The sequence below is a fragment of the Streptosporangium sp. NPDC023963 genome (genome assembly GCF_040639135.1).
In the GTDB taxonomy this organism is placed as follows: domain Bacteria; phylum Actinomycetota; class Actinomycetes; order Streptosporangiales; family Streptosporangiaceae; genus Streptosporangium.
Map to the genome: position 1 here is coordinate 790544 of NZ_JBEZZK010000001.1, position 12333 is coordinate 802876.

The following is a 12333-nucleotide window of genomic DNA, read 5'->3' on the forward strand; positions in this document are numbered from 1 at the left end:
TATGCCCGTTTTGACGCATCCCTTATGGGGTGCGGAGGGTAAAGGATTGGGGTCTCCCAGAGGGATGGGGCCTCAGGCGTCAGGCTGGTCGAGCCAGCCGATGACGGTGTCGACGCCCTCGGGGCTCAGGTGCTCGGCGAGGAGGCGCCGGAACTCGGCCTCGCCGAGGGCCTCGCGCTGCCGCCCGAGCCAGTGCAGGTCGATCCTGATCTCGGGTGTCTGGAGTTCGGCGCAGATGAGCAGGCTGCGTACGGTGAAGGCCACGGCCTCGGCGGCCCTGCCCGTCTTGGTGTACAGCGCCCCGATCTGGCCATAAGTGCTGGCCATGCCCGCCCAGTCGCCGAGCTCCTCGCTGATGGTCAAGGACTGGCGGTAGTACTCCAACGCCCGCTCAAACTCCCCCCGCTCCTCGGCGATCACGCCGAACTGGTGGTAGCCGCTGACCATGCCCGCCCGGTCGCCGAGCTCCTCTTTGATGGTCAAGGACTGGCGGTAGTACTCCAACGCCCGCTCAAACTCGCCCCGCTTCTGAGCGATGATGCCGAGGTGGTGGTAGCCAGCGGCCATGTCCGCCCGGTTGCCGAGTTCCTCGTTGATGGTCAGGGATTGGTGGTAGTACTCCAGCGCCCGCTCAAACTCCCTCCGCACTTCGGCGATCCTGCCGAGGTGGTGGTAGCCAGCGGCCATGCCCGCCCGGTTGCCGAGCTCCTCGTTGATGGTCAGGGATTGGTGGTAGTACTCCAGCGCCCGCTCAAACTCCCCCCGCACTTCGGCGATCCTGCCGAGCTGGTGGTAGCCAGCGGCCATGCCCACCCGGTCGCCGAGCTCCTCGTCGATGGTGAGGGCTTGGTGGTAGTACTCCAGCGCCCGCTCAAACTTCCCCCGCTTCTGGGCGATGATGCCGAGGTGGTGGTAGCCGCTGGCCATGCCCGCCCGGTTGCCGAGCTCCTCGCTGATGGTCAAGGACTGGCGGTAGTACTCCAACGCCCGCTCAAACTCGCCCCGCTCCTGGGCGATCATGCCGAGCTGGTGCAGGTAGGCAGCCTGTTCCCGGCTGCCGGCCGCGACCCACGACAACGCCTCGCGGCACAGCTGCTCCTGCCAGCTCCACGCCCCCCAGGTGTGCAACCGCACGCACACCCAGTCCGTCACGGCCACGGCGTCGTCCAGATCACCCGCGGCATGATGGTGGAAACGCGCCTCCAGCATGTCCGCCACGTCTTGTTGCGCACTCTGCGACCGACTCTGCACCCGCCACTGCCAGAACCGGGCCGCCGCCGCATGCGCCTGCCGCACCCCGTCCACCGCCCCCAGCCCGGCCAGCGTGCCCGCCGTCCACCGATGCACCACGAACAACCGCTCCCCATCAAAGCCGCCGGCGCCGACAAGATCCTCACCCGGTGCCAGCAGCCCCAACCCCGCCAGCACCCCCAGTGCCTTCTCCACCCCCTCAGGCTCGACCACCGGCGCCAGCTGCGACCACGCCATGTCCTGCCGCGCCTGCTCCAGTTCCTCCTGCGATAACCCCAGATCCTCCAACCACGCTCGCGGATTTCTCCCTCGCACCCTTCGCAACAGCTCATCCAGCCGCTGCAGCCGCTGCAGCCGCTGCGGGTCCTCCGGTGCCGGGGTCGAGACCGGCCAGGCCACCCCCACCCGATCCACCGCCACCCGGAACACCGACGCCCCCACCAACACCGCACGCGAGAAATCGTCCAGCAACCCCACCAGCTCACCCAGCAACGTGTCATCCACCGCCAACGTCACCGCCTCCGCCAACGCCGCGTCCAGATCACCCGAACCGGCGGAACGCAACCACACCCCAGGATCGGGAATGCCGCGCCAGTCAAGGAGGTCCTCCAGGCGTTCGCGGACGTCGTCGAAGCGGGCCTGGCCGCCTCGGAGCAGGGCGTCCAGATACTCCAGCGTCCGGGGATGACCACCCACGTCGGCCCAGGCCCGCTGCCGGTCGGTGACCGACAGGGCGTCCAGGCCGGGCAGGCGCCACATCAGCTTGCGGGCCTCGGCCAGGGAGAGCGGACCGAGGTGGTGGGCGTGCAGGCGGCGTTCAGCGCGTTTGGGGAGGGGGAAGGGATAGCGGCTGGTGATCAGCAGCTTGTGTCTGCCGCGCAGGCGGATCCAGGCGGTGAGGAATTTGGCCAGCTCCTCGTTGACGACCGTCCATCCAGTGCCGTCGTGTGCCAGGTTGTCCTCGAAGTTGTCCAGCAGCAGGGTCACCGGCACCTGGACGAGGAGCTGCCCGAGTGCCTGGAGCCGGTCGACCCATTCGTACTGAGGCTCCCGCACGCTGAGTGCCAGGTGACGGATCCGCTCGTCCGTAAAGGCTGCCAGCAGGGTGCGGCCGATCTCCTCAAGGAGCTGGTCGGGGCTGGTCTGGCTGACCGCCGAGACCACCAGGCCCGCGTCGGATCCCAGGTCGCGCAGCAGCTCGGCGGCCAGGCTGCTCTTGCCCACCCCGCCGATGCCGTGCAGCAGCACGCCCGGCCCTTCGCCGCGCAGGGCGGTCAGGGCCGTGCGGATCTCCGAGCGGCGGCCGACGAACTCGCCGACCTTGCGCAGCGGCACCCCGTCGGCCAAGTGCGGCTCGGCCGGAGTGGAGATCTTCTCGAATCCCCCGGCCGGGTCGTACAGCGACACCGAGGGGCCGCGCAGGAACAGCGCGGGGGTGGCCCACTCCACGAGCGAGGCGCCCAGGCTGCCCGCGGGCAGCCGTCGTCGTTCCTCCTCCAGCCGTCGCCGCGCGTCGCAGAACGCGGGCAGCACCTCGGGAACGTCGCGGACCGCCAGCTCGTAGTAGAGCGACCCCGCCAGGGCCGTGGCGTACGGGTCGGTGACCGAGGCGGTCATCGCCAGCACGCCGGGCACCCCGGCCGCCGTCAGCCCACGCGCCAGCCCGCCCAGCGCGAGATCGTCGGGCGTGCGGCCCGCCGGAGCGTCCAGGGCGGTGGAGCAGCCGGAGAGCACCAGCAGCGGCACCCCGCGATCCGCGGGCAGCCCGTCCCGGACGAAGCGTTCGGTGGTCACCCGGTCGACGCGTCCGGCCGCGTCCTCCAGCAGCAGCGCCCCGGGCTCGGCGTGGCAGGAGATGTGCAGCACGTGGAAGCGCTCCTGCAGCAGCGCCTCCCTGATGCCCGCGAGCGTCCCCTGGTTGAGGATCCGCACGTACGCCCCGGGACGGCCCCGTCCACCCCTGCGGGCACGTTCCACCGAGTCGAGGATCTTGGCGAGCTCCGCCTCCAGATCCAGCACCGCCCCGCTCCCGGGCCCCTCGGGGGCGGCCATCACGACCAGGATCCGCAGCGGGCCGGAGATCGCGATGGCCGGAGCCGTGCCGGCCGGAACGCGCCGGTAGAGCTGCACCCGGGGACGCAGTGCGAGCGGCTCGGTCGTCCCCGGTACGGTCAGCGTCTCCCACGGCAGGTCCGCCAGTTCCTCGGCGACCTCCAGGCCGAGCCGGAGCGTCGCCCCCAGCGCGTGCGCCCCGGCCAGCTCTGCGGCGAGCGCCTCCCCGGCGGCCCCGGTGAGATAGGCCCGCCCGAGCTCCCTGCCGCACTCGGCGAGTAGCGCCCCGACCCCGCCGGAGCCGTCGGGGCCGCGCGTGATGTGGTCACCGCGTTCGCGAGCGGACCCCAGCCGCCAGACCAGCTCGTTCAACACGGAGGTCCGGGTCGGGGAATGGGCCGCCCGCGCCTGGCGCGACGTCTCATCCGGGTCCTGCCCCCCGGGCTCGGGCGTCCGTGGCCGGGGCACGCCCTCGTACGACGAGGTCTGGAGGGTGACCTCGTCCGGTGAGATCCGGAGGACGCAGAGCCGGGGCTTCTCCGGGCGGACCCCGCTGCCCGGCCGTGTCACCGGACCGGGCACCACCTCCGGCACCTGCCCGCGCAGCGCCCGGACCAGCTCGTCCAGCCGCCGGTCGTGGTCGTGCCCGTCCACCGGGGAGAAGTCCACATGAAACCGGTCGGCCGCGAACTCCGGCAGCTCGACGTCCTCGATCAGCACCGGGATGAGCCGCTGCCCGCCCTCGACGGAGCGCCGGGTCAGGGTGGCGTACGCCTGGCGCACCCAGGGGTCGGTCAGGGAGGCCCGGCTGAGGACCAGGATCCCGTGGGACGCGTCCCGGATCGCCTTCTCGATCACCTCGACGACGATCGCGCCGGGTGATCTGAGCACCTCCCCGTAGGTGACCTCCAGCCCCTCAGCGCGCAGCCGGTCGGCGAGCCAGCGGACCCACTCGGCGTCCCGCGGGGCGTGCGAGATGTAGGCGTCGCTCACGACGCTCTCCGGATGGCCTCCGCGATCTCGGCCACTTTCTGGTCGAAGACCGCGTCGGAGGCGCCGCGCAGGTCACTGTAGAAGCGGATCTTGACGAACTCCGGCAGGTCCTGGGTCTTCACGTCCCCAACGAGGACCGGGATGAGCAGCTGCCCGTCGTACATGGACCGCTGGAGCAGCACGTAGTACTCGTTCATCACCGGGCCGCTCGCCATCGACGCGGGACTGATGACGAGCAGCCCGTGCGCCGAGCTCCTGATCGCCTCCTCCACCTCGTGGAAGATGATCGAACCGGGCCGGACGACGACCTTGTCGTAGGCCACCTCAATGCCGTGTCCCTTCAGCCGCTCGGCCAGGTCGGTGACAATGTCGGCGTCATTGTGCGAATAAGAGACAAAAACGTCATAAGTCGTCATTTTGCCACCGCTTCCGGAAGAGGACGCCGGGGAAATCGAGGGGCGAGACGCGCGCTTTCCGGGGGATTTCTTTCGTACGGAAAGCCAGGCGAAGTAGGCGCCCGCGACGCCCGCCACGGCACCGATCACGGCGACCGTCAGGTCCGCGATATCCATGCGATCAGGCTATGACGTGAAACGTTTCCATGGTCGCGAGTGGCGGTAAATGGTCAACTATCCGTAAACGGAAGAACACGCTGGAGTCCGTGGGGGTCACGTGAGCGAACCGGCGGCGGAGAAGTACGACGTCTTCATCGTGCACGCCCAGGCCGATCTGGAATGGGCGAGGCAGGTTCTGGCGCGGCTGTCGGAGGACGGGTTCCGGGCGGCGCTGGAGGACTACCTGCCCGGCGACATCATCGTGCGCAGGATCGAGGACCTGATCCGGGCCTCGAAGAACTGCGTCTTCGTCTACAGCCGGGCGATCGAGGGCGACCCGATGGCGGACGCCAAGTACGCGGCGCTGGTCTCGGAGGCGGAGGCCCGGAGGTTCGTCCCGGCGCTGCTCGACGACGTCCCGCTGGGCCCGTTCGCCGCGTCCAGGCAGGTGCTGGACTTCCGGGGAGAGGACCAGGACAAGCCGTACCGGGAGCTGCTCCGGCTCCTGGGCGCCGACCGTCCCGCCGCGACGCCGCTCGCCCCATACAGGAGGCACGGGCTCGAAGGCGCGCGGGAGGCACTGCTTCGGATCGGCAAGGACGCGGTCGTCCTCTGGCCGGACGGGACGGGGGCCGAGGGAGAGGTGACCCACCGGCCCGAGCCGTTCACCCCCGCGATGGAGGAACGAATCTGGCAGCTCGATCGAGCGCGGCAGGGCAGGGGTGCGCTGCTCACCAAGGACGCTCTCGCGGCCGGGCGGCCGGGGGCGATGCTGGAGGTCCGGCTGCGCGAGGCCGGGACCGGGCTGGGCGAGACCTTCCTCGCCGGGGCGGCGGGGGAGGCGCTGGCCGTCGCGGTCGCGCGGGCGCCGGCGGAGAACCGGACGCTCCGCCTCGGGCTCCAGGTGGACGACGAGCTCGCCGGGCTTCCCTGGGAGACCGTCGTCCTGCCGGGACAGACCCGGCCGCTGGCGCTGCACCCGTGCGTGGAGCTGTTCCGCCACCTCCCGGCGGCCGACCGCCCCACGGCGACCGGCATCCCCGCCCCGCTGCGGATCCTCGCGGTGGTCGCCTCCCCGGAGGGACCCGGCAGCGGGCCGCTGCTCGACCTGGAGGGGGAATTGCGGGTCATCCTCGACTCGGTCGAGGAGGCGCGGCGGCACGCGGCGGCGCACGTGCGGATCCTCAACGAGGGCACCCTCACCGCGATCGAGCGGGCACTCAAGGAGGAGCGCTTCCACGTCCTGCACGTCTCCTGCCATGCCGAGCCCGGGGTGCTGCTGCTGGAGGACGAGCGCGGCGGGGTCGACCCGGTGACGGCCGCCCGGCTGGCCGGAGCCCTCCCCCGCGACCGCGGGGTCCCGCTGGTCGTGCTCTCCGGCTGCTCCACCGCCCTCGACACCCGCCGCCCGGTTTCCCGTACGGACGACGCTGAGACCTCCCTCGCCGGTGAGATCCCTCGCGGGGAAGGTGACGAGGCGGTGCTCACCGGGCTGGCGCGCGGGCTGTCGGAGGCCGGGGTCCCGGCCGTGCTGGCGATGACCGCGCCGGTGACCGACCGGTACGCGACCCTGCTCAGCGACGCTCTCTACCGCGAGCTGGCCGTACGGCCCCAGCCCGACGTGCTGACCGCGCTGTCGGAGGCCCGCCGGGACCTGGAGGAGAGACGCGGGAAGGGCGACGACCGGGACGCGGGCCTGGTCGAGTGGGCCACTCCTGCGCTGTTCCTGCGCGGCCCGTCCCTGCCGCTCTACGACGTGAACGACGGCGTGGACACGCACCTGAGACCGCCGAAGGCCGTCTCCCTCGACCCCGGCGTGGTCGTCAGGGCCGTCGGAGACTTCGTCGGCCGCCGCGCGGAACTCCGAACCCTGCGGGCCGCGCTACGCGACCGTCCCGGAGTGCTGCTGCACGGCATCGGCGGGGTCGGCAAGAGCAGCCTGGCCGCCGAGCTGATCGGCACTCTCGGCACCGACGCCGGTCTGGTGGTCTCCCACGTCGGACGGGGCGGCCCCGACCAGATCCTGACGGCCGTCGCCGACAAGCTGCTGGCCGCCACCGCCAGGATCGACGCCGAGGGCGAGGACCTACGTAATGTGGCGCTGGCCTTGCGCGAGCTGAGATACCCCTGGCAGGTGCGGCTCGACGCGCTGGCCCAGACTCTCGCGGAGGTGACCGCCTCCGTGACCAGGAAGATCGATCTTCCCCCGATCACCCTGCTGCTGGACAACTTCGAGGACAACCTCGACCGTACGGCGGGCTTCTCCTTCGTCGACGCCGACCTGCCCGGCTTCCTCGCCGCCTGGCTCCGGGCGGGGAAGCTCCTCGTCACCAGCCGCTATCCCTTCCCGCTGCCCGACGACGCCCACGACCTTCTCCATGTCCACCACCTCGGCCCGCTCTCCCTGGCCGAGGCCCGCAAGCTGATGTGGCGCCTGCCCGGCCTGGACACGCTGACGGCAGCGGATCGAGAGCGGGCCTGGACCGACGTGGGCGGTCATCCTCGGACCCTGGAGTATCTGGACGCCCTGCTCCGGGGTGGCGAGGCCCGCTTCCCCGACATCACCCGCCGTCTGGAACGGCTCCTGCGGGATCGCGGGGACGTTCCCGATCCCGGGGCGTGGTTGCGTGTGGCCGGGGCGGGTGGTCTGGACGCGGCGCTGGCGGAGGCGGTGACGTTGGCGGTGGATGACACGTTGCTAGGTGAGCTGGTGGGGTTGCTGGACGATTTCTCGCGTGAGGTGTTGGTGGGGGCGTCGGTGTTTCGGGTGGCGGTGGACCGGGTGGGGGTGGCCTGGCCGGTCTCGGCCCCGGTTGCGGAGGACCCGCAGCGGCGGGAGCGGCTGCTTCGGCTGGGGGAGCTGGTGCGGCGGGTGCGGGGCAAAAATCCGCAGGCGGAGTTGGAGGAGTTGGGGTTGTCGCAGGGGGAGCTGGAGCGGGCGCGGCAGGACGTGGCGTGGTCGCAGACGGTGCCGGTGGTCGAGCCTGAGGGCGTGGAGAAGGCGCTGGGGGTGCTGGCGGGGTTGGGGCTGCTGGCACCGGGTGAGGATCTTGCCGGCTCCGGCGGCTTTGACGGGGAGCGGTTGTTTGTGGTGCATCGGTGGACGGCGGGCACGCTGGCGAGGCTGGGGGTGGGGGCGGCGGACGGTGTGCGGCAGGCGCACGCGGCGGCGGCCCGGTTCTGGCGGTGGCGGGTGCAGAGCCGGCCGCAGAGTGCGCAACAGGACGTGGAGGACATGCTGGAGGCGCGTTTCCACCATCATGCCGCAGGTGATCTGGACGGCGCCGTGGCCACGACGGCCTGGGTGTGCGTGCGGTTGCACACCTGGGGGGCGTGGAGCTGGGAGGAGCAGCTGTGCCGCGAGTCGTTGTCGTGGGTCGCGACCGGCAGCCGGGACCAGGCCGCCTACCTGCACCAGCTCGGCATTATCGCCCAGGAGCGGGGAGAGCTTGAACGGGCACTGGACTACTACCGCCAGTCCTTGGCCATCAATGAGGAACTCGGCAACCGGGCGAACATGGCCACTGGTTACCACCAAATCGGCATGATCGCTCAGGAGCGGGGGGAGTTTGAGCGGGCGCTGGAGTACTACCGCCAAGCTCTGACCATCAACGAGGAACTCGGCAACCGGGCGGACATGGCCAGCAACTATCACCAGCTCGGCAGGATCGCTCAGGAGCGGGGGGAGTTTGAGCGGGCGCTGGAGCATTACTGCCAGTCCCTGACCATCGAAGAGGAGCTCGGCGACCGGGCGGGCATGGCCGGCAGCTACCACCAGCTCGGCAGGATTGCTCAGGAGCGGGGGGAGTTTGAGCGGGCGCTGGAGTACTACCGCCAAGCTCTGACCATCAACGAGGAACTCGGCAACCGGGCGGGCATGGCCATTGGCTACCACCAAATCGGCATGATCGCTCAGGAACGGGGGGAGTTTGAGCGGGCGCTGGAGCACTACCGCCAAGCCTTGACCATCAACGAAGAACTCGGCAACCGGGCGGGCATGGCTCGTAGCTATGGCCAGATCGGTGGGCTGTACACCAAGACAGGCGGAGCCGCCGAGGCCGTGGCCTTCACCGTGCGCAGCCTGCTCATCCACGCCGAACTCCAGACACCCGAAATCAGGATCGACCTGCACTGGCTCGGACAGCAGCGTGAGGACCTCGGCGAACCGGAGTTCCGACGCCTCCTCGCCGAACACCTGGACACCGAGGCCGTCGACACCGTCATCGGCCTGCTCGACCAATTCACCGAATGACCCCTGCCGCCCGGCGGCGACATGCGAACCATCACCCTCGCGTACGCGACCTCGCCCATGTCACTGATCCAGGCGCGCGCCGTGATGGACAAGTGCTGAGAGCGTCGCGGACAGCGAGCAGGCTCCCGCACCTGGGTGCCGGAGCCTGCTCATGCTGCGGATCGTCGTGGAACTAGACGGTGTCGTCGGCGCGGACCCAGCGGGTGAACGCCACCCACTCCCCCGGGGTGAACACCAGCGCCGGACCCGACCGGTCCTTGCTGTCGCGCACACCGACCCGACCACCGGACAGCCTCGCGACCTCCACACAGTTACCGCCGTTGCCACCGGAGAGCGACGACTTCACCCACACGGCCTCACTCAGTTCGTGGTCCATCGAGCCCTCATCTCCCTGATCAGCGCCAGCGACGCCCGCTGTGGAAGTGCCTCGGCGCGAATCGCCTCGTACTTCATGATGATGCCCGCCACGTCAACGGGGCGATCGGTGACCTGGCCCTGGCCGGCCGACTCCATGTAGACAGTATTGGCGAGCCCTCGGACCTGTGCAATGACGAAACCCCCCAGCAGGCCGACGGTGCCGCCCGCTTCGAAGGGCACGATCTGGATGATGACGTGCGGCAGGCACGCGACCTCAAGAAGACGGTCCAGTTGCGCCGCCATGATCGCCTTGTCGCCGATGCGGCGGGTGAGCACGCCCTCGTCGAGGACGACCCAGAACATGGGCGCGTCCTCCCGCTCCAGGATGCGCTGCCGCTTCAGCCGGGCTGCCACGTCGAGCTCGGCCTTCTCCGCCGTGGCCCTGGGCTCTCCGACGAAGAGCACTCGCGCGTAGTCTGCCGTCTGGAGCAGACCCGGGACGATGAGCGGCTCCCAGGTCCGCAGGGTCTCCGCGGCCTGTTCTATCTCGGCCCAGGGGCGGAACCAGGCCGGTAGCCGGGCCGCGACGTTGTCGATCATCTCCTTGATCCGGATGAGCGCCCCCTCAGCGCCGAGGGCCTCGTCGCCTCGCCTGACGAAGTCCTCCGTCGGCGGCCGGCGGCCGGTCTCGACCATGGAGACCGTGCCCAGTGAGTATCCGATCAGTTTGGCGAGCCTCTCCTGGGACAGACCGGCCTCCTGGCGGTATCGGCGGAGCTCGAAGCCGAAGAAGGCGACCGGTGAGGTGCTGGGATCGAGCACCTTGGCCTGCGGCATGGGACATCACCTCGGTTTCATCGACGGTTTCAGCCGAACCGTTGAATACGAACCGCATTCGTTCGACTACCGACTGTAGCCCATTAATGCGATGCTGCACAGACGTATTCGGAACCCGGCTGTCTGAGCAGGTGAAGATGAATCCCGTGTGTGGCTTCTGGCAGAAATACCCGGACGACGAATCCGAGGTTCTCGGGAAGGCGTACCTCGAAATCGATCCCGCGTCCGCCGCGAAGGCGCGCGCGTATGTACGGGAATGGATCGGTGCCGATCATCCGGCCTACGAGAATGCGCGGCTGGCGACGTCCGAGTTGGTGACGAACGCCGTCGTGCACGCCAGGCGGAGACACCCCGACAATCTGATAACGCTCACCCTCACCCGGCGGGCGGACTCTCTCTTCCTGGAGGTTCTGGACCCGGGTGGCGACTCCTGGAGGCCCCCGGCGCCCGGAGCCGTGCCTGCCGACGAGGAGTACGGGCGCGGCCTCGGCATCGTCGGTGAGATCTCCCGGAAGCGCTGGGGAGTCCGGGACCAGGGGGATCTCGGCCGTACCGTGTGGTGCGCGATCGACCAGGCGGCGCCTCCGTGCGGGTGATCGTGGCCGTCACCCGCGAAGGGGTCAGGATCAGCACCCCCGGGCAGGCGGGCGTCCTGCTCGGCTTCGACGCCTGGGACGCGTTCCTCCACCGGGCCAGGAAAGGCTGGTTCGACCTGGAAACGGATAGCGGGCGAACATCCGGCGGCCGGATCGGCAGCGCGTCCAGCCGTGCCCTTTCCCGAGAAGGCGGCCGGCTCCGCCGCGCATCCGGCCGTACCCTTTCCCAGGAGGGCGGCTGACCCGGTCCGCGGCCAGACAAGGGAACCGGGATTCACCGATTCCGCATTCGTGTTCTTCGAAGGGGAAACCCGTCGGAACAGCGGCGTGAATCGGTGCGCGCGAGAACACGGCGAACACGTACCAGGGAAACTTCTTTCGCGAGGTCCGCACCGTTGACCACCGCTTTCCACGGCATCCGATTCTGTTCCGCCGGGTTTCCTCGCTCACGTCGGGCGCGTCTCGTCCCGCTCCGGCTCGCGAATCCGCTCTCGCCGCGGCCCAGACCTCACGAGGCGCGTGTCCCGTACCTCCAACCGGTCCGTGGCCAGGACCTCTTACCTCGCAAGAGACCTCGGATCAGCCCGGCGACGGACGACCCGGCGGGGGTCGGCCGCCTACCTTCCTGCTCCTGACCGCCCCGCACGAGCGGCGGTCGACCGACCACGGAAGCCCCCTTCACCGAACGTGTTGGAGTAACCACAAAGGGTACAAAGAGGTCGAAAGGCGACACCGTAACCGTCATCCAGGGGGGAAGATGCCTGTACGGAGTGCCCGATCCGTTGCCGTCCCGGCAGCGGCACTGCTGGCCGTGACACTGATCGGTGGCTGCGGCGGCGACAGGCCGGCCGCGGTGAGACCCGAGGCCGTCGTGGTCGCGACCTCGCCGCCCGCGGCCCTTCCGCCCGCCGCGGACCTCCCCGCGACGGACACCGCCCAGGAGTACACCGCGGACGAGTGCCCGGTCGGCGCCAACACCAAGAGGTTCGCCAAGACCCGCTTCGCGCTGCACGCGGGTCTCGCGCTGGGAGCCTTCTATCGCTACATCTACAAACCGTTGCGGAGCGGTGGGTTCAAGGCCGGAGCGGAGAAGCGGAAGCGGACCTTCGCGAAGGCCGCCCTGGCCGGGCTTTTCACCGTTCACGAACTGAAGGTCGCCAGGCGTTTCGCCCTGGCCAACCCGACAATGTGCAAGAGCGTCAAAACGGTCACCGACAGCTTCAGCAACCTGACCGACAAGCTGAAGAACGGCACCGCCACCGAGGCCGACCTCGAGGCCGGCAAGAACTCCTTCGACGGCCTGCGGCAGAACGCCGTGAAGAACGGCTACGACTTCAAGGAGAAGACCGCCGTCGTCCCCGGCGCGGGCTGAGCGCAGGTCCGACCGGCAGGCCTCGGAGCGCGGGGCCTGCCGCGACCGGCCGGCCGCCCGAGACGCCGC

General features: G+C 69.9%; 8 protein-coding genes. 4 read left to right on the forward strand and 4 right to left on the reverse strand.

Annotated elements, in window-relative coordinates; all coding sequences use genetic code 11:
* Window positions 1–72 precede the first annotated feature (72 nt).
* Together AB0F88_RS03300 and AB0F88_RS03305 are read right to left on the reverse strand one after the other, a co-directional pair.
* Window positions 73–4296, reverse strand: coding sequence for a tetratricopeptide repeat protein (locus AB0F88_RS03300; protein WP_362676831.1), 4224 nt, complete (start codon window positions 4294–4296; stop codon window positions 73–75).
* Complete coding sequence (locus AB0F88_RS03305; protein WP_362676833.1) at window positions 4293–4712, reverse strand: toll/interleukin-1 receptor domain-containing protein; 420 nt, start codon at window positions 4710–4712, stop codon at window positions 4293–4295. Before AB0F88_RS03305 ends, AB0F88_RS03300 begins: the two co-directional genes overlap by 4 nt.
* Before the next feature lie 256 nt (window positions 4713–4968).
* Between AB0F88_RS03305 and AB0F88_RS03310 the strand changes: the two genes are divergently transcribed.
* Window positions 4969–9102, forward strand: coding sequence for a tetratricopeptide repeat protein (locus AB0F88_RS03310; protein WP_362676835.1), 4134 nt, complete (start codon window positions 4969–4971; stop codon window positions 9100–9102).
* 172 nt (window positions 9103–9274) lie between these two features.
* On the opposite strand, the gene AB0F88_RS03315 is transcribed toward AB0F88_RS03310, so the two are convergent.
* Complete coding sequence (locus AB0F88_RS03315) at window positions 9275–9478, reverse strand: DUF397 domain-containing protein (protein ID WP_362676837.1); 204 nt, start codon at window positions 9476–9478, stop codon at window positions 9275–9277.
* Complete coding sequence (locus AB0F88_RS03320) at window positions 9463–10296, reverse strand: helix-turn-helix transcriptional regulator (protein ID WP_362676839.1); 834 nt, start codon at window positions 10294–10296, stop codon at window positions 9463–9465. The genes AB0F88_RS03315 and AB0F88_RS03320 overlap by 16 nt, the downstream gene beginning before the upstream one ends.
* 86 nt (window positions 10297–10382) lie before the next feature.
* Between AB0F88_RS03320 and AB0F88_RS03325 the strand changes: the two genes are divergently transcribed.
* From AB0F88_RS03325 to AB0F88_RS03335, 3 genes are all read left to right on the forward strand, one after another.
* Window positions 10383–10892 (forward strand): ATP-binding protein, encoded by a 510-nt coding sequence (locus tag AB0F88_RS03325; RefSeq protein ID WP_362676841.1) that lies wholly within the window; start codon window positions 10383–10385, stop codon window positions 10890–10892.
* On the forward strand, window positions 10883–11134 hold the full coding sequence (locus AB0F88_RS03330; protein ID WP_362676843.1) for a hypothetical protein: 252 nt from the start codon (window positions 10883–10885) through the stop codon (window positions 11132–11134). Before AB0F88_RS03325 ends, AB0F88_RS03330 begins: the two co-directional genes overlap by 10 nt.
* 569 nt (window positions 11135–11703) lie before the next feature.
* Entirely contained in the window at window positions 11704–12264 is a 561-nt protein-coding gene (locus AB0F88_RS03335; protein WP_362676845.1) for a hypothetical protein, read from the forward strand.
* Window positions 12265–12333: the final 69 nt, after the last annotated feature.

Bases quoted from the DNA above. Each gene is read 5' to 3' on its own strand.
- AB0F88_RS03315 (WP_362676837.1), bottom strand. From the start codon at position 9,478: ATGGACCACGAACTGAGTGAGGCCGTGTGGGTGAAGTCGTCGCTCTCC.
- AB0F88_RS03305 (WP_362676833.1), bottom strand. From the start codon at position 4,712: ATGACGACTTATGACGTTTTTGTCTCTTATTCGCACAATGACGCCGAC.
- AB0F88_RS03320 (WP_362676839.1), bottom strand. From the start codon at position 10,296: ATGCCGCAGGCCAAGGTGCTCGATCCCAGCACCTCACCGGTCGCCTTC.
- AB0F88_RS03325 (WP_362676841.1), top strand. From the start codon at position 10,383: ATGCGATGCTGCACAGACGTATTCGGAACCCGGCTGTCTGAGCAGGTG.